The following is a 24581-nucleotide window of genomic DNA, read 5'->3' as shown; positions in this document are numbered from 1 at the left end:
ATCAAGAGTTTATCCTTTATTCATGTCCATTTCAAGGATTAAAACCGCTTTATGCGTTATATATATGGGAGGTAATGTCCATGCAGCTTACGGTTAAAGAGGCTTTACAGGTATACCCGTTGTCTGAGGCCAGACTGGTTGCAGGTGGGGAAGGGACTTCACGGATGATGAAATCCGTTAACGTCATGGACGCTCCAGATATAGCGGATTGGATTAAATCCGGAGAGCTGCTGTTCACAACCGCGTTCATTATGAAAGACAATGAGACCGATGCACTTCGTTTGATGCGCCGTCTGAATGAACGCGGTTGTGCCGGACTCGGCATTAAATTGGGACGTTTCTGGCAGTCCATTCCCCAAGGGATTATTGAAGAAGCGGACCGGCTGCGCTTACCGCTGCTCGAACTGCCGTTTCAGTTCACCTTTTCCGACCAGATGAATGCGTTATTCAAGGCTGAACATGAACGCAGCAATCGTTTATTGCATGAAGTGGTGCAGAAACAGAAAAAATTGATGCAGTTTGCACTGCAACAACAACAGCATCGGAATGTATTTGCCGAGCTTGCCACCGTACTGAATTACCCCCTTGCAGTTATTGGCTCCCGTGGACATGTGTTATATGGCAGTGAAGGCATTGCCGGAGACTCGGTAGTGCAGGGCTGGCCCTGGAAATCCGTCATGCACCGGGTGAAATGGAATCAGGGAAGCTGCCACCGGGTACCCATCAAGCAGAATGATGAAGAATACGGATTTTTGCTCGTCTTTACAGACTCGGCGCTGTCACTTAGAGCGGAAGAAGAACTGTTTCAGCAGGCTGCGGATGTCCTGGCATTCTATATGGATATGACCTATCGGGAGCACATTAACCCGACCGTTCAGGATGAGATGCGTACTTTGCTGAGCCAGTATCTGGATAACAAAATGACAGTAGATGAACTAACGAGACTTAGCGAGAATAAAGGTGTTCACCTGTTCCAGGGAACCTATCAATGCGTGTTGATCACGTTGGAACCGTCTGTTTTTGCAGAAGGGAAGCTGTTGAAGCAGATCCACCGTGAATTGCAGTACAATCCGCTTATGCAATTCACGGCCTCACAGCATTTTCAGATCGAAGATGGCATATTTTCCATTTACACCTGTCCAACGGGGCGAGACTACGGTGAGGAATTGTCAGCTTTCCTGCTGAGTCGATTCGGAGATGTGCTTGCTGCACAGGAAGCCAAGGGAGAATCCGCACCAAGATTCTGGATCAGTAAAATGAAGCATGAGCCGAAGTCGCTGCGTGAAGCCTATCAGGAATGTTTGGATACCCGCCAACTGGCTCGCCGTTTTGGAATGAAGGATCGGGCTCTCCAGTTCGAGATGCTGGAATTCGCCTATGTATTCCAACATGTACCGGATAACATCATGGAGAATTACTGCAATAAAGTACTTGAACCTTTACTGGCCAGGGATGGCGATCCCAATCAGGTGCTGATGAATACGTTGGAATCTTTTATCGAGAATGATGGACTCATTAACGAAGCTGCCAAGCAGCTGTTTGTGCATCGGAACACCGTCACCTATCGGATGGAGAAAGTCGGAAGTTTGCTGCAAATGGACTTTAAGAAGACCAATGATTTGCTGAAATTAAAACTGGTGTTCACCTTCCGCAAGTTTGTGCGGGACAAAACAGCAGCAAGACTTCAGGCGCAGCATCATTAATCTAAAGTTGGGCCATAGAAAAAGCATTGTGCAGCATAACAATGAAGTTGGCATGTCAGATAAAACCGTATTTCCCTTGAGGAAGTGCGGTTTTTTGGGTTTTTACTGCATTCAATGAATCAAATCCCGTGCATTGCAAACAAATCACATATCTGATGTTATGTTATATTACAAAATTGCGTAAATATTGTTGTCGCAATACAGAGGGACACTTAAAATGAAGAACAATAATCTACTGAAGACCGGAGGTTCTAACATGAGCGACTTCATTAAACTCGTTAACAGCTGGTCTATCACACAGTTCGTACATACGTTTGGCGGACTATTCGAAGAATCACCCTGGGTAGCGGAGCGTTCCTGGCCTTTACGGCCATTTGACTCTTTTGAACAAATGATGAATGTGATGAAGAACGTGGTTCAGACATCCGATGAAAAGATGAAGCTGCAGTTGCTTTGCAATCACCCGGATCTCGGGGCGCGAATCAGTATGAGCAGCAATTCCGTGCAAGAACAAGCTGGTGCAGGGCTTAATTCACTCTCGCCGGAGCAGTATAACGAACTTCGTAAGTTAAATAAAGAATATACAAGCCAATTCGGCTTTCCTTTTATATTAGCCGTGAAAGGCCATACGGCTCAGTCCATCCTGGAGTCCATGCGTAGGCGCAATCAGCGTGGCAGGCAGGAAGAATTCCAAACCGCTCTGAAAGAGGTATTCAAGATTGCTTCCATTCGATTGGAGCAGTGGTTGGTACAGATTGGTCATGAACATGAAAGTGAGTTTAAACCATCCGAAGTGAAGCAGCGGACGATGTATTACGGCAAAGGGGATGTATGGGTGTACCGTTCATACGCCAAGCCGTTGACGGGCATCCAGCCGATTCCGGAATCTCCATTTACCGGACGCAATAATATCCTGTTCGGTTTGAACATTAAAGTAGCCGTCCAAGGTGACGAATTTCTGCCTTCTTTTATAGAAGGAGATAATTCCCCTGTTGTTGCCACGGATTCAATGAAGAATTTCATTCTAGTACATGCTGCGGATTACACCGGAGCTACAGTGGAGGGCTTCCTCGCTTACGTCAGCCAACGTTTTCTGGAGACCTATCCACAGATGAGCAAAGTTCAGATGACAGCAGATCAGATCCCTTTTGAAGATGTGCCTGTTCGCAGAGAGGGAAGCCTTCGCGCAAGCGAGCTGGTATTCCGTTATTCCCAGAATGAACGAGCGACAGCTGCCATTGAAGCGCAGCGAAATGGAAGTCGGGTTGAGCTGAGCAATCATTTCAGTGGTGTTGCAGATATCAGACTGATTAAGGTCAAGGGCAGCGAATTTGCCGGTTTTGTCAAGGATGAATACACCACCTTACCAGAGACGTGGGACCGTCCGCTATTCATTTTCCTGAATATCAATTGGCGTTATGAAGATCCGAGAGATGGCATGGATGATCAGCGCGGGCGTTATGTAGCGGCAGAGCAGGTAAGAGATGTAGCTGCTGCAGTGTTCCATACGTGTCGTTCCGCATCCATTCAGCATCTGATTTATCAGATTGGATCAAGGCTCTTGCGTCGATTTGGACAGCTCAGTGAAGTATCATTCGAATCCAACAATCGGACATGGGAGACGGTGTTGGAGGAAGTAAAAGAAGGAGAGGGCAAAGTATTTACCGAGCCCAGACCACCTTATGGGTTCCAAGGCTTCTCGATGACAAGGGACGATCTGGGGAATGACATCGGTTTCTCTAAGAAAGAAGGGGAGGCATGATGTCAGTGGCTGGAGGACGGATTACTACGCATGTGCTGGATACTTCCAAGGGCGTTCCGGCTGCAGGCGTGCGGGTTGAACTGTATGTATTGCGCAGAGATGGTGAAAAAGAAACCAAAATAAAAGTAGCTGAATCGGTTACCAATGCCGATGGGCGTCTGAATGCGCCATTGCTGGACAGCGGCAGGCTTGAGCAGGCGGTGTATGAGCTTCAGTTCAACGTTGAGGATTATTATGCACAGCGATCTCTTGAGGAACTAGGGCAGGTGTTATGGACAGTTGTGCCGATTCGGTTTGCCGTATCCGATGCTGCAAGCCACTACCACATACCTTTATTGATTGCTCCAGGAGGTTACAGTACATACCGGGGAAGCTGAAATGCATGAATCCGGTTCTGATCAGGGAGGGCATCCATATGGCAAAAATAGATAGGATCATCCGGGGGGCCCGGGTTGTATTGAGAGATAACGTAGCAGAACTGGATATTGGGATTGCTGGTGAAAAAATAATCGCTTTGTCCCCACAGCTGGTGGGTGATGAAGATACGGAAATGATAGAAGCGGCTGGCCTTACTGTAATGCCAGGGGCAGTGGACATTCATGTTCATTTCAATGAGCCCGGACTCGCGAGTTGGGAGGGGTTCAAGTCGGGATCAGCATCGCTGGCTGCTGGCGGAATTACGACGTATGTTGATATGCCGCTCAATGGTGTCCCCCCAACAATTAGACCGGATGCGTGGGAGATGAAAATGAAAGCAGCCGACGGTCAATCCTATGTTGATTATGCGTTCTGGGGAGGACTTGTTCCCGGTAATCGGGCCGAGCTTGCTCCTTTGGCCCATATGGGAGCGGCTGGATTCAAGGCATTTATGTCCGAACCCGGCGGAGAAGGGGAAGATATCTTCACCAGAGCCGATGAGGACACACTCTTGAATGGCATGTACGAGATTGCAAAGCTAAACCGCGTGTTGGCGCTCCATGCCGAAGACGAAGCGATGGTTGCTGAACTTGCGACCAGAAGTATTGCAGCAGGACGCATCGGCCCAATGGATTACGTGCAATCTCGTCCAGCTGAAGCAGAAGTTCGAGCGGTAACCCGAGCGCTGCAATATGGAGAGCAGACCGGATGTGCACTGCATTTTGTTCATATCAGTACACGGGAAGCGCTTGATCTGATTGCAGAGGCGAAACGGCGCGGACAGGATGTAACTTCTGAAACATGCCCGCATTACCTAAGTCTGACTGATGAGGATGTTGTCCGGTTGGGTGCTGTAGCTAAGTGCGCGCCGCCATTGCGTAGTCAGGCTGAGCAAGATCAGTTATGGGATGCCCTTGCAGCGGGCCTGATAGATGTTATTGCTTCCGACCACTCACCCTGTCCTCCCTCGATGAAAAAATCTGATCATTTCTTCGAAATCTGGGGTGGAATCTCCGGGGCGCAAAGTACGCTGCTGCTTATGCTGGAGGAAGGACATCTTCGGCGAAATATAGCCCTTCCGTTGCTTGGAAGAGTTCTGGCTCTGCAACCTGCCAGAAGGCTTGGGCTGGATAGTAAAGGTGAAATCGCCATCGGCAAGGATGCGGATCTGGTACTGATTGATTGGGAGAAGACTACAACCCTGAATACGGATGACCTGCTCTACACCCATAAACAGAGTCCTTATGTGGGACGTACGTTTTCTTCCTGCATTGCAGATGTGTTCTGCCGGGGTGAGCGAGTATACAGTTCAAAAACAGGATTATCCGATCCACCTGTAGGACGGTTTGTCCGTGCTAACTCATCTGTTCCAGCTGGTATAGAAGGAACGGAGGGGGTATTATGACGGACTTTGAAATGCACACGCCGTCTGGTACGGAATGTCCCATCCAGCCTTTGCCGCTATTGGAGCAGGTGAAGATGCAAAGCATGCTGGACTGGTTGTCCGCATATGGCGCTGATTCCCAGGGAGGAGTTACACGTCTGTTGTACGACAAAGCATGGTGTGAAGCGCAGCATGCGCTTGCGGCAAAAATGCAGCAGAAAGGGTTGGCTCCCGAATTCGATCAATCTGGCAACCTGTATGGCACATTGAAGGGAACAGGTCCATTAACAGGAATGGAAGATGCGCCAATTGTTACAGGATCACATATCGATACTGTCGTACATGGCGGAAAGTATGATGGTGCTTATGGCGTAGCTGCGGGAGTTCTTGCACTGGAGTATCTGCAAAACCATTTCGGTGCCCCGAAACGAACACTTCAGGTGGTCTCGCTCTGTGAAGAAGAAGGCAGCCGATTTCCGTTTGCTTATTGGGGATCGCGAAGTATAACGGGCGTCTCCGTTCTGGAAGATGTCCATCATTTGAAGGATCAAGAGGGCATCACCTTTGCACAGGCGATGCGTGATGCAGGCTTTGGACCAGATAGTTGTTATAGAGCGGCTTCACACACGTACGGTGCCTTTATCGAACTTCACATCGAGCAAGGCCAAGTCCTTGAACGATTGGGCCACTCAATTGGTATTGTATCGGATATTGTAGGTCAGAAACGCTTTAGCATTACAGTAAGTGGTGAGGCCAATCATGCCGGAACTACACCAATGCTCTGGCGCAAGGATGCACTTGCAGGTGCAGCCGAGATGATTACAGCTGTAAGAAGTATCGCGCTGGAAGCAGGAGAACCGCTTGTAGCCACCGTGGGACGAGTAATCGCAGAACCGGGTGTCGGCAACGTTGTTGCTTCACGAGCTGTATTCTCACTGGATATCCGGCACATCAGGCAAGAGAGCATTGACCGATGCTGGCAGGATATGCTTCAGGCATTTAGCCGCATCGCAGCCGAGCAGCAGCTCGGACTGAACTGGGAAGAACACTTATCAGTCACACCTATTCCGATGAACGAACAGATGACTGCAGACATTCGCACTATCTGTGAAGTGGAGCAGCTGTCCTATATACACATGCCAAGCGGCGCAGGACATGATTCGCAGATCTTTCAGCCGGCTTGCCCAACAGCGATGGTCTTTGTGCCCAGCCAAGATGGCATTAGCCATAATCCCCTTGAATATACAGCTGAAGAGGACCTGATGAAAGGCTTTCGGGTCCTGGTGCAGCTGCTCTATAAATACGGTTACGGGAGTTGAGTGAAGATGTCCAACTATAAAGAATTGTCCCCTTCCTTGCGGACGATCATGACACCGGGGCCAGTTGAGGTCGACCCAAGAGTTCTGAGGGCATTATCCTTCCCGATCCTGGGGCAGTTTGATCCGGAGTTCACTTCCCTGATGAATGAGACGATGGCGATGCTGCGTGAACTATACATGACAGATAATGAGTGGTGTTATCCAGTAGATGGTACATCCCGCTCAGGGATTGAAGCCGTGCTGGTCAGTCTGATCCAGCCAGGGGACAAGGTGCTGGTCCCGATCTATGGACGCTTCGGGCATTTACTTGTGGAAATATCGGAACGTTGTGGTGCCGAAGTTATTTTTTTTGAAACAGAATGGGGAAAGGTATTTGATCCGGAAGAGGTAATGAAGGTGATCCATGTCCATAAGCCAAGTCTGGTCGCGATGGTTCATGGCGAGACATCAACCGGGCAAATGCAGCCTCTCGCTGAGATTGGCAAAGCCTGTCGTGAACTCGATATTTTACTTGTTGTAGATGCAGTTGCTACCATTGGCGGTACACCGGTCAAGACAGATGCATGGCATCTGGATGCGGTGATGGGCGGAACACAGAAGTGTCTGTCCGTTCCATCCGGGATGGCGCCTTTAACGTATAACAGTCGTGTGGAGAAGAAACTCATGAGCCGTAAAACGGTTGAGCGCGGACTGCGGGATGCAACTAGTGCTCGGGCTGAAGGTCGCACGATTGCCAGTAACTATTTTGACCTGAGCCAGTTGCAAGATTACTGGAGCTCAGCACGATTGAATCATCATACGGAAGCCACCTCCATGCTTTACGGACTTCACGAAGGATTGCGTATTCTGCTTCAGGAAGGGCTGGAGACCCGTTTCCAGAGACATCGGATCAATGAACGAGCGTTGGTTGCAGGGATTCAGGGAATGGGGCTCAAACTGTATGGGGATATGTCCAGTAAACTTCCGGTGGTCACTTGTATTGAAATTCCAGACAGTGTGGATGGAGAATCGGTACGCAGCATGCTTCTGAATGATTTTAGTATTGAGATAGCTAGTTCATTCGGACCGTTGAAGGGAAAAATCTGGCGTATTGGTACGATGGGATTCAGCTGCCAGCGGAAAAATGTACTGCATGTATTAGGTGCACTGGAAGCAGTGCTATTGCGTCATCGTCACGCCTTGCCGGCAGGGGATGCGGTACAGGCAGCGCTGGATGTATATGCCGGGAAGGAGGAGGCCTTATGCTGAATCAAATGCCGATAACCAGAGAGGTGATGGTCACCTCCCCGCATTATTTGGCGAGCGCGGTGGGCAGCTCAATCCTTCAGCAGGGAGGTAACGCTTATGATGCTGCTGTTGCTGTAAGTGCCGCATTGGGCGTAGTCTACCCGCACATGACAGGACTTGGCGGAGATGCGTTCTTTCTGATCCACGACGGAGCAAGTGGTGATATAACTGCCTACAACGGAAGCGGCCGTTCCGCAGCAGGCATTCATGCTGATACGTTCAAAGCGATGGGGATGAATACCATTCCTCAACGAGGCGTGCTCAGTGCCATTACCGTTCCGGGAATGGTGGATGCATGGTGGGAGGTCTGGTCATGCTACGGGAAGTTGAAGTGGGAGCAGCTGCTTGAACCAGCTGCGCAGTATGCGGAAAAGGGATGTCCTGTATCCCGGAATCTGCGCCTGTGGCTGGAGCGTGATGAGGATTTCATTATGGGGCATACGCCGCTTCGAGCGGTATTTGCCCCTTTTGGTACACTTTTGCAGGAAGGTGAACTACTCTTGCAGCCTGAGCTGGCCGCTTCCATTCGCCTGATTCAGGCAGGTGGACGCGATGTTTTTTATACCGGGGAATTGGCGGAGCAGCTAACTTCGGCTATACGTGAAGATGGCGGCATGCTTGCCCCAGCGGATTTCGCTGCTCACAAGGGAGAGTGGGTGAAGCCAATCACTACCGATTACCGTGGCTATCAAGTTCACCAGATGCCGCCCAATTCACAGGGCTTCTCGATGCTAATGATGTTGAATATGCTGGAACATATTGATCTATCTTCCGTGGCGCGCACGTCCCCCGAGTTTTATCACCTGATGGCTGAAGTGGTCAAAAAGGCTTTTCGTGACCGTGATCGTTATCTCACAGACCCGGAGTTCAGGGATATTCCGGTGAAGGATCTGTTATCCAAGGTTTATGGAGATGAATTGTGGAACGAGATTCAGTCCGCCCCCCCTGTGGCGCAGCCTTTTCTGTCCAAAACGATGGGCCAGGATACGGCATATGCGGCGATTGTGGACAATGAAGGCAATGCTGTTTCGTTTATTCAAAGCCTGTATTTTGATTTTGGGGCTGCCTATGTGCCTGGGGATACTGGGGTGATTATGCAGAACCGGGGGTCCTTTTTCTCGCTTGATCCAAAGGATGCCAATGTGCTGGAGCCGAATAAACGCTCTTTTCACACGCTAATGCCTGGTCTTGTCACACGTAATGGAAAGCCTTATATGCTTGTTGGCACACAAGGCGGAGAGGGCCAGCCTCAGACACAGTTATCGGTTCTTACGGGCGTGTTGGATTATGGCCTGACCATTCAGGAAGCGATCGCTCTCCCACGTTGGGTGTACGGACGCACCTGGGGCGAGGAAGGCGACACGATGCGAGTGGAGAACCGCTATCATGACGACGTATGTATCACCTTGGCTCAATGGGGGCATAACGTCGAATCCAGAGTACCGTGGGATGGGATCATGGGACAGTCGCAGGGCATCGTCATCCGTGAAGACGGCATGATCAGCGGCGCAGCAGACCCCAGGGGAGATGGAATGGCTATCGGCTGGTAACGTTCCTGAGGGAGTGTGAACAGAAACTTCAATGTGCGGATCGTAAAAATAATAAAATGTACGCAGATAGATACGGATAGGGGAGATTATCATGGGAACAATCCTGCTGAAAGGCGCTCAGCTCGTCACAATGAATGCAGAAGAGGATGTATTTACGGGAGATCTGCTGATTGAGGACAACAAAATTAAAGAGATCGCAGAGCATATTGATGTTCAGGCAGATCAGGTCATTGATGCTCAGGGCAAAGTGCTGCTGCCAGGATTTATCCAGACGCATATTCATCTATGTCAGACCTTGTTCCGCGGACGTGCGGACGATCTGGAGCTGATGGATTGGCTGCGTCAACGCATCTGGCCGCTTGAGGCAGCGCATGATGAGGAATCTGTCTATTACTCTGCGATGCTCGGCTTGGGTGAATTGATCTCCAGCGGTACAACGACCATTCTGGATATGGAGACGGTGCATCATACCGATTCGGCTTTTCAGGCGATGGCACAGAGCGGCATTCGGGTGATTTCCGGCAAAGTGATGATGGATCACGGGGATGAAGTTCCTGAACCGCTGCGAGAAAATACAGCTACTTCGCTGCAGCAGAGTGTGGACTTGCTGGAGAAATGGAACGGATTCGGTGGTGGCCGCATTCAGTATGCATTTTGTCCACGCTTCGTCGTCTCGTGCACCGAGGAATTATTGGTTGAGGTACGTGACCTGTCGAATAAATACCATGTGAAAGTGCACACCCATGCCTCCGAAAACCGTGGCGAGATCGAACTGGTTGAACACGAACGCGGCATGCGCAACATCATCTATCTGGATCATATTGGCTTGGCTACCCCTAGACTGGTGCTTGCACACTGTGTGTGGCTTAGTGAGGAAGAGAAGGAGATTATTCGCAAACGCGGCGTGAAAGTCACCCACTGTCCTGGGTCAAATATGAAACTTTCCTCGGGTATAGCAGATATTCCTGATCTGCTGAATCGCCAGATTGCGGTAGGAATAGGTGCCGATGGTGCGCCATGTAACAACAACCTCGATATGTTTCAGGAAATGCGCCTGACCGCGCTTATTTAAAAGATACCTCATGGCCCAACAGTGATGGATGCCCGGACGGTGCTGCGCATGGCTACAATGGGTGGAGCAGAAGTGCTCGGCATGTCCAAGGAGATCGGCAGTCTTGAAATAGGTAAAAAGGCAGATATGCTGCTGCTGGATTTGGATGATTTCCATACGTATCCTTCCTATGAGACCGATGTGTACTCCCGTGTAGTCTATTCCGCAACTCGCAGCTGTGTGGATACCGTTATTATTGATGGAAGCATCGTGCTCAAAAGCCGGAAGATTCAAACGATTGATCGTGGCATCGTGCTTCGTGAATCGGATAAAAGTATTGCAAGATTGATGAAACGCATCTAATTAAATCCCTGAAAGGATGGAGACATTCATGGAAATGCATGATCTGTGTGCAATTGCAGCGCGTGAACCGCGTTGTGTCCTAGCAACAGCGGTTAGGGTAGAAGGTCATGCTTACCGTAAGCAGGGAGTCTCTATGCTTTTAACCGAAGAAGGTGCGATGTATGGCAGCATCAGTCCGGGTTGTCTGGAGAGTGATCTGCAGGACAGGGTGCTCCGTGTGCTGGATTCGCAGCAGTTGGAATTCGTGGAGTATGATATGCGTCCCGAAGATGATCTGTCCTGGGGGGGAATGATAGGATGCGGCGGGTTAATTATAGTGCTTATAGAGCCGGTATGTGGTGAACTTAGGTCGATCTTGTCCCATATGCATACGTATTTTCAATCTGGATCAGTTGTGGAGCTAACCCGTTCATTCTACAATCATTATTCGCGGATTCGTTATGAGATAAAGCTCGCTGAGGATGCGGAACGCCAGACCGTATTACGCCATTCCTTGGTCGCTATTCATCCATCTGAATCTTCTATTGTTGCATCTGTTTCTGGAGAGAATGCGCCTCCGAGAGTGAGTTTATCAGAGGTTAATCGCTGGGGTATCCCACAACAGATCTCTGCCCAATTTGCACCCAAACCCCGTCTGATTATTATTGGAGCCGGAAACGATGTGATTCCTGTCGCCCGTCTGGGCAAATCAACAGGATTTCGTGTGGTGGTGGCTGATTGGAGAGAAAGCTTGTGTACTGCTGAACGGTTTCCGGATGTTGAGCTTGTCTGCGGTTTTCCTCATGAGGTTATGCCTGTACTGGATATCCAAATTGGGGATTATATCCTATTGATGAGTCATCAATTTCCGAGAGAACGGGAATTTCTTGAATTACTTGAGGGTCGGAGTTATGCCTATCTTGGCATTATGGGCTCCAGAACGCGGACAGCACGTTTGCTGAATGATCTCCCTCCACTAAAACATCTGCATTCACCTGTCGGCTTGACCATTGGTGCCGATGGGCCGGAAGAGATCGCGATCAGTATCGCAGCAGAACTTATTGCCTGTAAACGTGCGGCGGCGGCTGCAGAGCGTCGCAATGTACAGAGGGGGATTAGGCATGCGACTGACGGGCATCGTGCTAGCGGCGGGTAAGAGCAGCCGACTGGGGAGGGATAAACTGTCTATTGTCATGCCTGATGGAAGATGTTTGGCGGCATGGACCCTGGAAGCTGCCTTGAATTCCGATTTGGAGCAGGTCATCTGTGTGGTCAAACCTGAGGATTCATTGGCATGGATCCCTTCCGTATGGCTTCATGGGGCATCCTATGGCGGTACTCCAGGTACGGGGAAGAGGCTTCAGATTGCAATCTGTACAGATTATGCATACGGTATGGCTATGTCCCTTCACTGTGGCATTCTGTCTGCAATGGCATACAGACCAGAAGGTGTCATGATGATTTTGGCGGATCAACCGCTGTTACAGGCACAGGATATAAACAGGGTTGCTGAGGCGTTAACCGCCAACAAGCTGTGTGATTATGCAGCAGCTACGGATGGTGGTGGAGGCAAGCCTCCGGTTGCCTTTCGTGTGCATATGCTAGGGGCTCTTTTGTCGCTCAGTGGTGATGAGGGAGCACGAAAAATCATGCGTAATAGCAAATATGCGGGCAAGCATGTATCGTTATCTGATTTTAGCTTCTGGGATGCGGATACCGAACCAGAGCTGGAGCGCATTTTGGAGTATGTGAATGGGATAAAATGAATGGAGAATACAGCAGAAGGAGCGGTTCCTAGTGTGTTATTTCTTGCTGTAATGAGGTCAGCCAGACCATCTGGTTGGCCTCTTTATTATTTTTATCCGGTTAGTTATGAATTGGCTTGTGTTAGTTTTCGAGAGTAAACCATGCATCAGGCACAAATCAAACAATGGATTTATACATTTATCCAAAATGATGTAAAGATAATTGACCTTATGGTTGCAGTCCCATATGATTTGAAGAATTATTTGGATCATTCGGTCGTATCCAACACCCCGCGGATTCCAGGTAGAGAAGGGAGATGGAAGGATGGTTATGCCGGCATACGGGTCTGGAGCGCAGCCAACGGTTTGGCAGCCAATTAGTCTGGACGAACTTCAATCTTTAAAGAGTGAGCTGTCAGGAAAGTATTGTTTTGCAGCAGGAGCGACATTATTGCGTACTCAGTGGGAAAGCGGACTTATTCCTGTACCTGAGCACATGATTAGCCTAGCTCGTATTCCAGGTGTAAGCGGCGTATATGTGGATGGAGATGATCTGGTCATTGGAGCACTGACGCGATTGAATCAATGTGCTACAGACATTCATCTGCAACAACTGCCCTTAGTACAGTCTGCAATGAATGCCATAGCAGCTCCCTCTATTCGCAACTTGGCGACGATTGGCGGAAACATTGTATCCGGAGTGGGGGACGCCATCCCTGCACTCCTCGTATACGATGCACAGTTATACTGGATGTCGGACCATGGCATGGAGATGCACAGTCTTTCATCATGGTTGAATGGTGGCCGTGACGGTAGTCGCAACCCGAATGATGTGTTAATCGCCATTCATATTCCAATGAAAGGTATACCTTTCATTGATAGCATTAGTGAACCGATGTCTATAGCGCGTGAGATTTCATTTTACCGTAAGCTGGGTCGACGGGAGACCTTTACAGCATCACTGGTGACGATTGCATTTCACGGTGAAGTGGGCACAGATGGCCGCTGGAATAAGATCGCGATTGCTGCAGGTGGAGGTTCAGGCATGGCCATGCGGCTTCCCGAATCGGAAAAGCTGCTTCTTGGCAGCGAGGTTTCTATCATGCAGGCTCCAGCACTGGCTGCTGCAGTCGTGTCGGAATTTGTAACTTATCGTGATGCATTCGCTACAGAACAGTACCGTAAGCAGACAGCAGGTAATATGCTCGGTGCCGGACTCTGGGAAGCTCTTCGCTCATAGGAGAAAAACCAATTTGAAGAAGCGAAGCGTGAACCTAACCGCTTTCTGAAGAAAAAGGGGAGAGAGATCATGCTCTTGAATCGGGATAGTAGTGGAAAACGCTGGCATCTGCGGCCAGATGGGGTTGGCAAAGTGACAGGACAGCTTCAATATCTGACAGACATGACGCTGCCTGGTATGTTACACGGAAGGGTCCTTCGAAGCGCCTACCCCTATGCCCGCATATTGTCTATTGATATTACCGGAGCTGCGGCTATGGAGGGTGTATTTGCCGTACTTACCTCCAAAGATGTACCCGGCTTGAACCGTTTCGGCATTGCCACCCCGGATCAGCCTGTATTTTGCGAGAATGTTGTTCGTTATGTCGGAGATGCCATTGCCGCAGTTGCTGCGGATTCCCCGGAACGTGCAGCACTCGCTTTGGAGGCAATCCGGGTAGAGTATGAGGAATGGACTCCGCTGGACAGCCCGGAGGCTGCACTGGCACCTGGTGCACCAGAGCTCCATGAACATGGCCCCGGCAACGTACTGCACCGTACCGAAATCAAGCGTGGTTATGTGGATGAGGGCTTTGCTGCATGCGAACATATCGTGAGTGAGACGTATTATACCCCTCGCCAGATGCATGCTTATATGGAGACTGAAGGCGGGTTGTTTGTGCCTGATGAAAGTGGGAGACTTCATGTCTATGCAGCTACACAGCATGGTTACAAGGATAGAATGCAGCTTGCCCGAATCATCGGTTGTCCCGAAGAGGATATCCGGGTTGTCTCGTCTCCGATTGGCGGTTCCTTTGGTGGAAAAGATGAGCTGAATGTGCAGCCGTATGGTGCACTTCTTGCTTTACGAAGCGGACGTCCCGTGAAAATGCACAACTCCCGCAAAGAATCTGTACGTGCAGGCCTGAAACGCCATCCGATGAAAATTGAAATGCAGACAGGTATCAGCCGTGAAGGCATGATCCAGGCTCACCGGGTCCGGATTACCGCAGACACGGGGGCATATGCCACGCTGGGAGCACCTGTCCTGAATTTCTGCACAGAGCATTGTCTTGGACCTTATTCCATTCCCCATGTGGATGTGGAAGGTGTATCGGTGTATACAAATAATGGGGTGTCGGGAGAGTTTCGCGGATTTGGTGGTAATCAGGCGATCTTTGCAATGGAGGGGCAAATGGATCGACTCGCCGAGATTATGGATATGGACCCCTGGGAGTTTCGGAGACGCAACATGAGGGAAAAGACCGATCCTGGACCGTTGAATCAACGGATTCTGGTCACGGATGGACTGTCGCAAGTATGGGAGGCAATGGACCGTTCCGAGTTATGGCAGAAACATAAACATCCCACGGCAAATCTCGCTCTGCCTCCCTGGATCAAACGTGGTGTGGGTGCAGCCATCGCGATGCACGGGGCAGGCCTGGGTTATGGCATTCCCGATCCGGCGGGGGGCCGGCTGTCCCTGAATGCCGAAGGTAAGATTGAAGTGGCTTTTAGTTACGAAGAATTCGGTCAGGGACTCATTGCCACTCTTGAAATGATGCTTTGCGATCTGTTCCAGTGCTCCACATCCGATCTGAGCATCATCATTGGGGATACGGATCGAGTTCCGCATAGTGGTTCAAGTACCGCTTCGCGTTCAACAACGATGGCCTGGATGGCTCTTCAGCGATTACAGGGTCCTTTTCGTTCCAAAATTTTGTCGGTAGCCTCTACCTTGTCAGGAATTCCGGCTGACGAACTGATTACTGGAATAGGGGGTGTATGGCGCAAGGGACAGCTTCCTCCAGAACGTACAGCGAATGATACGACGATGGATACCAGAGTTGTTGTTTCTTACGTAGATCTGGCGAAGCATGGAGAAGCGGAAGAATGGACTTTTGATACTCATTTCGAATATCCGACCACGCCGGACAATGTTGTGGGCGGGCATTATCTATATACGTATGCGGCAGTAGCCGCAGAGGTGGAGGTAAACACGCTAACCGGGGAAGCCAAATTGCTGGATACCAAACATGTGGTGGCGGCTGGACCTGTCATCAATCCAATGGGATTCATCGGACAGATCGAAGGCGGGAGTGTAATGGCTCTGGGTTTTACATTGACCGAAGACGCCGTTATGCAGGATAGCCGCTATATGACAACCAATCTGGACACCTACCTGATTCCGACGATTCGGGATATTCACACGAATCTGGAGGTTGAGGCCATTGAAGATCTACCTGAGGGTGATCCGTTTGGACCGCGGGGGATTGGCGAGATCGGTTCGGTGGCGCTTGCTCCAGCCATAACTGCTGCAATTCATCAGGCTACAGGGGTATGGGTTAATCGTTTGCCTGTTCCGAGAGATCAATTGATTCAACCATTGGACGTACCACTTCGGGAAGGAGTGATTCCATCATGACTGAACCGTTGGACAATTTCTGGACAGCCGTTGTTAATGGGGAAGAGAAGCCATTGCAGATCGCCCAAACAACCCGCCTTGTGGATGTACTGCGCTCGCATTTGAATCTGACCGGAACAAAGGTTTCCTGCGAAGTAGGCCGCTGCGGTGCATGTATGGTGCTGATGGATGGAGAGCCGGTCAATTCGTGTCTCGTTATGGCTTATCAATGTGTTGGCAGTGAGATCATAACTATAGAAGGGTTACATGGTGAAAAAGAAGGCGAGCTGCATCCGATTCAACAGGCTTTTGTCGTGGAAGGCGGCTTCCAATGCGGGTATTGTACTCCCGGAATGGTGATTTCCACCAAGGCGCTCCTGGACCGCTATCCGCAGCCTAGTCAGGAACAGATTGAAGCGGGATTATGCGGCAATCTGTGCCGCTGCACCGGATATGGAGGAATACTTCGTGCGGTAAGAACTGCACGAGAAACCTGTTTATCAACATCCTTTTTAACAACGGAAGAGAAGAAAGTGAATGACCTGTAATTGAAAAACGGAATTAAAGAAGACCGGGCGAAGGAGGGCATATCTCCTCCTTCGCCCGGTCTTTATTGTTAACGATTAATATTTGATAATGTACCATCCGCCCCAAGTGGAATAATTAAGGCCATTTCCATAATTACGATCAGCTGTTTGAGGATTACGAACCGAATTGCCGCTGGCATCTCTAAAATCAATAGCAGTTAGTCCACGTTTATGTGACCAGCCACCATCAGCATCCTGTCTGTACCAATGATAATCATAGTTTGGTGCAATAACAAGTGCTACCTTATACTCTCTGTACCCCGGAACTTCACTATATGTAGAAGTTCGTAAGGATTTATTTAAATATGGCATGTCAAGCTTAGAAGCACTAATGATGCTCGAAGAAGTTAAACTTGTAAATACTTTTCCGGCCAGTTCACCTGGTTGTAATTTATGTCCAGAATACGTGGATGTGTTCAACATGATTTCAAAAAAATGTAATATGCGGTATTCATGTTTTGGTACAATGTTGAAGAAAGTAAGATATTTATTACAAATAATTCCAATATTTTTTTGTTTGAAGGAGGAACAATAATGGAAAAACTTATTCCTAGAAAACTCAGTTTAGTATTGTTGCTTTTGGTTGCGTTTTGTTCAGGATGTCAGGCAAATAATGATCATGAGGAGTCGGGTTCATCCATTCCCTTAAAAGAACTGAATACTCTGGCTGAGAAAGGAGACAGCCTGACATGGAATGATTTTGCAGCGTACCCTTATGAAGATGAAGGATCGGGATTATATATTCGAAAATACAACATAGAAGGCGGGCATCAATTGATGATTAGCGGTAAAAGTCTGGACGATAAGCCAGACCATATTTATGTGGTGAATAAAGGTGGGGAAAAAATTGACCTTTTAAAAGAAAATATCAAAAAATTGAATTTAAAATAACGTAATTATTATTATGTAAACTTATTATTTTCGATGACCTCCATAAGCTATATCTATATTGCTTGCTAACTATCTCTAAGGTGCGGATAGAGCAATGTGATGGCAGTAGGGGGACAAAGACTGTATCTGAATTTCAGTATCACAAGAATTTTTATAGACCAACTTACGCTCTGCGGGTTGGTCTTTGTTGTTCAATGAAATATCTTACGAAAAGAGTAGACACGGGCACAGTGAGGACTTGTCAGTCCATATGCTTTTCATTTGTCCATATGTTACTTATAATAAATGTCCAATGAAGATGGTGTAATTGATATTACATACAAGGAGGGGTGGTTCTTGAACAAATCAGATCGTATGCTGGCCATCGTACTTGAGCTGCAGCGTGGGAAGGTGCAACGTGCGGAAGATTTAGCCCTCTTGTTTGAAACTAGTGTCCGAACTATATATAGGGACATTCAGGCGTTATGTGAGGCAGGTGTCCCTATAGTGGGAGAACCAGGAGTAGGATATTCTCTTATGGAAGGATACTTTTTGCCTCCGGTCAGCTTGACCGCTGAAGAAGCGGTAACTCTTCTGATCGGACTTGATTTTGTTGAGCAGCGCTTCGATAGCTATTACAAGAGCACATCCCTCACATCCCGCTCCAAAATTGAGGCCATCCTGCCCGGCCCTCTTCGAGAAGAGGTTGGACAAATACGACAGGGTATCCGTCTACTTCGTTCAGCGGACAGTGATTCACGCGAGCGTGAAATCGAACATATGGGTGTCATCCGAACCGCAATGCAGCATAAGCTCAAAATCCGCTTTCATTATCATAAGCCTGGAACGGTTAATGAGAGCGTGCAAAAGACGGCTCGTATGTCTTCCCCTTACGGGATGCTTTGGATGCAAGGCTCATGGATGCTGATTGCCCGATGCGATTTGCGACAAGAGATTCGTCATTTTCGTATATCCCGCATGAGCGATCTGGAGATCAGCACTGATCCGTTCGAACTTCCTTCGGGTTTTGATATTCATAGCTACTCACCACCTGACAATCGTGATGTTCATGTCCGTGTATGGTTTCATGGTCGAATTGCAGACAGGGTGATTGAAGCAAACAATTTCTACATGGAGAAAGCAGATCTGCAATCCGATGGATTATATGCAGATTTTCGTGTAAGGCATCCAGAAGACGTTCTGCATTGGATACTTGGCTGGGGAGCGTCAGCTATGGTTTTGGAGCCCGAATCGTTGAGGATACGTATTCGCGAGGAAGCAAGTAATCTTCTTAAACACTACTGACATAACGCTGTCAGTAGTGTTTGTGTATGATCGGTTTATAACCGATTGAAGGAGCTGTTTATTTGTATGAATACGCCAAGAACAACGAACAAAGGTGAGATTCGACGTCATTTTGAGATGACGCTGGAACGTTATTTACAAGAACTGGATAAGATGAGTGATGCTCAGTTAAGGTACAAACCCAGTGATATGGAGTGGTCGGTCGGCCAGATGTACCAGCATTTAATTCAGTCTGCGATGAAAATGCATTTAGCCAATGTTCGAACTTGTATAAGTGCAGACGAGGACGCTGATAAGAAGAAAAATCAGGGCAAAACAGAAGCAGGCGAAGCTGTTTTTGCACAAGCGAGTTTTCCGCCGATCCGTATTCACGTTCCGGCTTCTCCGGAGTATACTCCGCTTCAACCGGATGGAAGAGAATCAATAATTCAAGGGTTGGTTGAGGTAAGGGATGAAATGCGGAAAATGGACTTGCTGCTGGAAGGAAAAACGTCGGAATGTACGCTGCCACATCCAAGATTCGGCGGTTTGAATGCAGACGAGTGGTTTATACTGGTCGAGATGCATTATCGTCATCATTTTTTGCAGCTTGAGCGTCTGAAGACGGCATGGGAAGAACGGGAGCAGAGGGATGAATGAACTGGAAAAACATAATTTGATGGTCACCAGTAAAGAAATAAAGCAAATTAATACGAGTGAACTGGCTTCTCAGTTAGAGGTCGAGGCGGAATCTGAAAAAGGAAACCGCTACTGGATCGGCGTTGTGTCAGCCTCTCATGTGGAGAAAGGCGTAGAGGGTGGCTTTGCTCAGCTCTGTCACGGCAAGGCAGCACCTCTGCGTAGAATGAATGCAGGCGACTGGCTGATCTATTATTCGCCTCGAACAAGCTTGCATGGGGGCAAAGTGCTTCAAGCATTTACCGCCATAGGACGTGTAGCAGACAATCAGGTGTACACCTACCGCATGTCGGATTCCTTTGTGCCATATCGGAGGAATATCCAGTATTATCCTTGTCAGCAGGTGAAGATCGCTGATCTGCTGGACCAACTGATCCTTACTCGGGGACAGGCACGTTGGGGATATCATTTTAGATATGGGCATTTGCAGATTCAAAGAGAGGATTTCCTGAAAATTGCAGTTGCCATGCTGGGGACTGAGATAGAAACCTGCTAGCCTGCAAAGTTTTGGCAAAAATTCAGATCATATGTGTGTACTGAATAAAAATGTAGAAAAAATTGACCTATTGAGGGAAAACATTAAAAATCGAAGTGATTATTTTACGTAGTAATTATTATGTAAACTTATTATTTTCGATGACCTCCATAAGCTGTATCTATATTGCTAGTCATGTCCAAAGGGAGTATAGAGCTGGATTTGGGTGGTTTTTCAGATCGAATCTTTGAAGAACATACCTTGCACATAACCTCATCAATATTGTTCCTATAGTAGTGCATCATGGCTGTAATGAGCCTATTAAAATCGTTTTCGATGAATGTGAGAACGTATAGTATTTTTCTCAGTAGATTCAGTTTATATATTATTAATACCTTGTTATCTGCATTAATTTGTTCGGATTTGCCTTTTTAGACTCTCAAGGCGATGAATATGGAGTTTCAAAAAATATAAGATGAATCGACCGCTTCAAACCAGTGTTATTGGTGGATTAGAACTGTAAAATAGCATGTTCAAAGGTGTTTAACTGTGTGCATTTATCGAGGAGAGAACGAATGGGTCGTTTTCCCAAAAGCGAGCTATTACGCCCGTTTTAGATCAATTTCATATGGATTTGCGATGGATTTAGTACCGCTTTCAATGTATGCTTTTGTAAACTGGAAAGGAAGTGGGAAAAATGGAACGCGAACTGGCGTTGGAAATTGTCCGAGTAACAGAATTGGCTGCGTTAGCTTCAGCTCCCTGGATGGGGAGGGGCGACAAGAATAGTGCAGATGAGGCAGCTACTTTGGCTATGCGCGCCATGTTCGATTCCGTGTCCATTCGCGGCACGGTGGTAATCGGTGAAGGAGAAATGGATGAAGCACCCATGTTGTATATCGGCGAGGAAGTCGGCAACGCTGAGGGACCCGAGGTTGATGTGGCTGTAGATCCTTTGGAAGGTACAGAGATTGTAGCCAAGGGCCTGAACAACGCTTTATCGGTTATTGCAGTGGCGGGAAAAGGCAACCTGCTCCACGCACCGGATATGTACATGGAGAAGCTGGCAGTTGGGCCGGCTCTAGTCGGCAAGGTCAGTATTGAAGACCCGGTTGAGGTGACATTGGAGAAAGCCGCAGAAGCATTGAACAAAAACATCTCAGATCTAACTGTTATGATTCTGGACCGTGTCCGGCATGAGAGCACGATCAAAACTTTACGAAAGGTTGGAGTGCGAATCAAGTTCCTTAGTGATGGTGACGTTGCTGGTGCGATGGCACCTGCGTTCCCGGAGGCGGGAATTGATCTGTATGTCGGATCAGGTGGAGCGCCGGAAGGCGTGCTTGCTGCAGCCGCACTGTCTTGCCTGGGTGGAGAGATTCAAGGTCGCCTGATGCCTGCCAACGCAGATGAATTCCAGCGCTGCTTGCAGATGGGGATCGACAATCCCTACAAAGTATTAACGATGCAGGATATGATCGGCACGGAGGATGTTATTTTTGCGGCAACGGGTGTAACCCCGGGTGAGATTTTAGGCGGTGTGCGTTACCTCGCAGATGACCGGGCTGAGACGGATTCCATCGTTATGCGTGCCAAAACTAAAACCATCCGTTTCATCCGTTCTCAGCATTTCCTTCCTAATAAAGAAGTGTTGCACAAAGTGCGGAAGCTTCAATCGACACCTGAACCTTCGGATCGCATTCAGAGTCATGTCACCATATTGGAACAGGCGGAGTTCAGTCAATCATCCGTTGGTAACGGTGTGACGACCTAAATTAAATTTGTTCTCGGCTGTTAATATGGGACAAGTTACAGGAGAATATAGTAAGAAAAGGATGGGGAATTTGTTTACACAAATCCTCATCTTTTTTTATGTTAAAAGCATTGACAACGGTTACAACACATGAGAAGATGTACGCGCGTACATAAATATCATATTTTATAGATTGCATCGGTTTTGCATGTGTTCAGGAAACATGAAGGAGGTGAGATCCATGGCATCCCGTAAAGAAGTTGCTGATCTTGCCGGTGTTTCGGAAGCTACAGTATCCCGAGTTCTTAATGGCGTTGGTCCTATTAAAGAAGAGACCCGTCGCAAGGTGCTCGAAGCTTCCGAGCAGTTGGGTTACGTGCCCAGTGCACTGGCCCGCAGCTTTGCGAGAAGTAAAAGCGGTAACCTTGGCGTGGTGTTGCCCTACGTTCCGAAGGCGCACTTGTTCTCGGCATATTTCTTCTCGGAAATGCTGAGCGGCATTGGGAGCAAAGCCAGGGACAGCGGCATGGACCTGCTGGTCATGTTCAGGACACCGGGTGAAGTGATGAATTATACGGATCTGTTCCGCCGTCAGAAAGTGGATGCCTGCATCATTCTCGGCGCGCGAGATGATCACGGGGAATTGGCAGCCATGCAGCAGCTTCAGCAGGAGGGGCATCCGTTCTGCGTAATGAATCAGCACTATGCAGGCGAATCATTCATGGAAGTGGATGCTGATCATGTGGAGGGCAGCAGGCTTGCAATACGCCACTTAACCGATCAGGGGTACCGGAATATTGCCTTTCTCAATGGTCCGGATAGTTATTCCAACAGTCAGGAGCGGCTTCAGGGCGTTCAGATCGGACTGAATGAGGCCGGAATGAATATAGATTCCAGCCTGCTGCTTGAGGGGAATTACGGCAGACGAAGCGGGGTGGAGGCAGCTGCCACCATTGCAGCCAGGCTTAACGAGATTGATGCTGTATTTGCTGCGAATGACCGGATGGCGATCGGTGTTATGCATGGTTTGCGCGAGCGCGGAATCAAGGTTCAGGATTTCCCCGCATTCGTGGGTTACGATGACTCCGATGCTGCGGAGATGGCGGTTCCACCGCTGAGCAGCGTCAGGGTTCCCTTTTATGAAATGGGAGAACTGGCTGCATCCAAGCTGATTCATGGATCATTGGGAGCAAGAGCTTCAACTGCCAGTCCTGAATTCGCCCCAGTAACTGCAAGGCAGTTGTTGCCTACGGAGCTGATTATCCGTGCATCTTCAATCCGCAATTAATACATTGCTATATAGAATGAACTAAACATTTACAAAACGGAGAGGACAGAAATAGCCTGAAGAAGCGGAGCGTTCGCCTGAAAGCTTTCTGAAAGAAAGCTGCTTCGGAAGAATACGCTTATCCCCGGATTTTCCCTTCTGAAAAGGATATCAAAAAATCTGGGGATAACAGCGATCGAAAGGTTGTTCTGTCATCGTAGTGACCAGTGTAAATATTCTTAGTTCAACCTGTATAGCTTTATCTCAAAGGAGGAAATGACCATGTCAAATCGTCTTCGTGTCGGAATGGTTGGATACAAATTTATGGGGAAAGCCCACAGCAATGCTTATCGTAGCCTGCCGATGTTTTTCCCGTCTGCCCCGTTGCAGCCCGAGATGTCGGTAATCTGTGGACGCAACGAGCAGGGAGTTCAGGAGGCTGCCAGCCAGTTTGGCTGGTCTGAAAGTGTAACGGATTGGCGTGAGTTGGTACGACGTGATGATATTGATCTGATCGATATTAATGCTCCAAGTGATGCTCATAAGGAAATCGCTCTGGAAGCCGCTCGTCAGGGTAAACATCTGTTCTGTGAAAAGCCGCTGGCTCTATCGCTCGCTGATTCACGTGAAATGCTCCAGGCTGCAGAAGAAGCTGGAGTTGCGCACATGGTTGGATTTAATTACCGCTTCTCTCCGGCTGTGCAATTGGCCAAAGAATTGGTGCAAAGCGGACGTCTGGGCAAAATCTATCATTTCCGCGCGTTTTTCCTTCAGGACTGGATTATGGACCCTTCGTTTCCGCTGGTATGGCGTCTGCAAAAGGAAGTGGCAGGTTCCGGCTCCCATGGCGATCTAGGCGCACACCTGATTGATCTGGCACGCTTCCTGGTTGGCGAATTCAAGGAAGTGATCGGGATGAGCGAAACGTTCATTAAGGAGCGGCCGCTTGCTTCGGAAATGACCGGACTTAGCGCCAAAGGCAGCTCGAACGCAGATGCTCCAAAGGGTGAGGTAACGGTCGATGATGCCACTTTGTTCCTCGCGCGGTTTGCAGATGGTGCGCTGGGCAGCTTCGAAGCTACACGCTTCGCAGCAGGTCACCGCAGTACTAACTCGTTTGAGATTAACGGCAGTCTGGGCAGTGTCCGGTTTGATTTTGAACGGATGAATGAACTGGAAGTGTATTTTACAAAGGACGAGGAAGATGTGCAGGGCTTCCGCCGTGTTCTGGCAACCGATCCGGCACACAAATATTCAGAGGCCTGGTGGCCTGCAGGTCATACGATTGGGTTCGAGCATACGTTTACGCATGAAATGCTGGAGCTGGTGACTGCAATCTCCGAAGGACGTCAGCCTGAGCCAAGTTTCCAAGATGGCGTTGCCTGTCAAGCGGTATTGGAAGCGGTCGAACGTTCCGTTACAGAGCGCCGCTGGGTATCGCTAGAAGAAATGTAAGTGTCCGAC

The 24581-nt window shown here is 48.7% G+C and carries 20 protein-coding genes and 1 pseudogene; 20 read left to right on the top strand and 1 reads right to left on the bottom strand.

Features of this window, described 5'->3' with window-relative positions:
* The first annotated feature begins 80 nt into the window (after window positions 1-80).
* From QP794_RS08010 to QP794_RS07950, 13 genes and pseudogenes are all read left to right on the top strand, one after another.
* Complete coding sequence (locus QP794_RS08010) at window positions 81-1703, top strand: PucR family transcriptional regulator (RefSeq protein WP_285075725.1); 1623 nt, start codon at window positions 81-83, stop codon at window positions 1701-1703.
* Between the two features lie 256 nt (window positions 1704-1959).
* Entirely contained in the window at window positions 1960-3465 is a 1506-nt protein-coding gene (pucL, locus tag QP794_RS08005; RefSeq protein ID WP_285075724.1) for a factor-independent urate hydroxylase, read from the top strand.
* Window positions 3462-3842, top strand: a complete 381-nt coding sequence (gene uraH, locus QP794_RS08000; RefSeq protein WP_350338854.1) for a hydroxyisourate hydrolase — start codon at window positions 3462-3464, stop codon at window positions 3840-3842. Before pucL ends, uraH begins: the two co-directional genes overlap by 4 nt.
* A 38-nt stretch (window positions 3843-3880) precedes the next feature.
* A complete protein-coding gene (gene allB, locus QP794_RS07995) occupies window positions 3881-5287 on the top strand; it encodes an allantoinase AllB (RefSeq protein WP_285075723.1) in 1407 nt (468 codons plus the stop codon).
* On the top strand, window positions 5284-6585 hold the full coding sequence (locus tag QP794_RS07990) for a Zn-dependent hydrolase (protein ID WP_285075722.1): 1302 nt from the start codon (window positions 5284-5286) through the stop codon (window positions 6583-6585). Before allB ends, QP794_RS07990 begins: the two co-directional genes overlap by 4 nt.
* A 6-nt stretch (window positions 6586-6591) precedes the next feature.
* Window positions 6592-7833, top strand: coding sequence for a pyridoxal-phosphate-dependent aminotransferase family protein (locus QP794_RS07985; protein ID WP_285075721.1), 1242 nt, complete (start codon window positions 6592-6594; stop codon window positions 7831-7833).
* On the top strand, window positions 7827-9422 hold the full coding sequence (ggt, locus tag QP794_RS07980) for a gamma-glutamyltransferase (protein WP_285075720.1): 1596 nt from the start codon (window positions 7827-7829) through the stop codon (window positions 9420-9422). The genes QP794_RS07985 and ggt overlap by 7 nt, the downstream gene beginning before the upstream one ends.
* 91 nt (window positions 9423-9513) lie before the next feature.
* Window positions 9514-10836 (top strand): annotated as a pseudogene (locus QP794_RS07975) (5'-deoxyadenosine deaminase).
* Window positions 10837-10852: 16 nt separating this feature from the next.
* Window positions 10853-11971: an XdhC family protein gene (locus QP794_RS07970; protein ID WP_285075719.1), complete on the top strand. Its 1119-nt coding sequence runs from the start codon at window positions 10853-10855 to the stop codon at window positions 11969-11971.
* Window positions 11937-12581 carry a nucleotidyltransferase family protein gene (locus QP794_RS07965; RefSeq protein WP_285075718.1) on the top strand — a complete coding sequence of 215 codons (645 nt, stop codon included), beginning with the start codon at window positions 11937-11939 and terminating at the stop codon, window positions 12579-12581. The genes QP794_RS07970 and QP794_RS07965 overlap by 35 nt, the downstream gene beginning before the upstream one ends.
* Window positions 12582-12885: 304 nt before the next feature.
* Window positions 12886-13800: an FAD binding domain-containing protein gene (locus QP794_RS07960; protein ID WP_285075717.1), complete on the top strand. Its 915-nt coding sequence runs from the start codon at window positions 12886-12888 to the stop codon at window positions 13798-13800.
* Between the two features lie 69 nt (window positions 13801-13869).
* A complete protein-coding gene (gene pucD / locus QP794_RS07955) occupies window positions 13870-16203 on the top strand; it encodes a xanthine dehydrogenase subunit D (protein WP_285075716.1) in 2334 nt (777 codons plus the stop codon).
* Entirely contained in the window at window positions 16200-16730 is a 531-nt protein-coding gene (locus tag QP794_RS07950; RefSeq protein WP_285075715.1) for a (2Fe-2S)-binding protein, read from the top strand. Before pucD ends, QP794_RS07950 begins: the two co-directional genes overlap by 4 nt.
* 75 nt (window positions 16731-16805) lie before the next feature.
* Here QP794_RS07950 and QP794_RS07945 read toward each other — a convergent pair whose 3' ends face one another.
* Complete coding sequence (locus tag QP794_RS07945; protein ID WP_285075714.1) at window positions 16806-17192, bottom strand: hypothetical protein; 387 nt, start codon at window positions 17190-17192, stop codon at window positions 16806-16808.
* Window positions 17193-17303: 111 nt separating this feature from the next.
* On the opposite strand from QP794_RS07945, the gene QP794_RS07940 reads away from it, so the two are divergent.
* The 7 genes from QP794_RS07940 (at window position 17304) to QP794_RS07910 (ending at window position 24572) form a co-directional block, all read left to right on the top strand.
* Window positions 17304-17660, top strand: coding sequence for a hypothetical protein (locus QP794_RS07940; RefSeq protein ID WP_285075713.1), 357 nt, complete (start codon window positions 17304-17306; stop codon window positions 17658-17660).
* Between the two features lie 336 nt (window positions 17661-17996).
* Window positions 17997-18944 carry a helix-turn-helix transcriptional regulator gene (locus QP794_RS07935; protein WP_285075712.1) on the top strand — a complete coding sequence of 316 codons (948 nt, stop codon included), beginning with the start codon at window positions 17997-17999 and terminating at the stop codon, window positions 18942-18944.
* A 66-nt stretch (window positions 18945-19010) separates the two neighbouring features.
* Window positions 19011-19583 (top strand): DinB family protein, encoded by a 573-nt coding sequence (locus QP794_RS07930; protein ID WP_079344607.1) that lies wholly within the window; start codon window positions 19011-19013, stop codon window positions 19581-19583.
* Window positions 19576-20118: an EVE domain-containing protein gene (locus QP794_RS07925; RefSeq protein WP_285075711.1), complete on the top strand. Its 543-nt coding sequence runs from the start codon at window positions 19576-19578 to the stop codon at window positions 20116-20118. The genes QP794_RS07930 and QP794_RS07925 overlap by 8 nt, the downstream gene beginning before the upstream one ends.
* A 676-nt stretch (window positions 20119-20794) precedes the next feature.
* Window positions 20795-21871, top strand: coding sequence for a class II fructose-bisphosphatase (glpX, locus tag QP794_RS07920; RefSeq protein WP_113054670.1), 1077 nt, complete (start codon window positions 20795-20797; stop codon window positions 21869-21871).
* A gap of 220 nt (window positions 21872-22091) precedes the next feature.
* Window positions 22092-23138, top strand: coding sequence for a LacI family DNA-binding transcriptional regulator (locus QP794_RS07915; protein ID WP_285075710.1), 1047 nt, complete (start codon window positions 22092-22094; stop codon window positions 23136-23138).
* 261 nt (window positions 23139-23399) lie between these two features.
* The gene (locus QP794_RS07910) at window positions 23400-24572 is read left to right on the top strand and encodes a Gfo/Idh/MocA family protein (protein ID WP_285075709.1); all 1173 of its coding nucleotides are present in this window, start codon (window positions 23400-23402) and stop codon (window positions 24570-24572) included.
* Window positions 24573-24581 lie beyond the last annotated feature (9 nt).

The organism is Paenibacillus sp. UMB7766-LJ446, from assembly GCF_030226665.1.
Lineage (GTDB): Bacteria > Bacillota > Bacilli > Paenibacillales > Paenibacillaceae > Paenibacillus > Paenibacillus vandeheii.
This window is presented reverse-complemented; position numbering and strand designations above follow the sequence as displayed.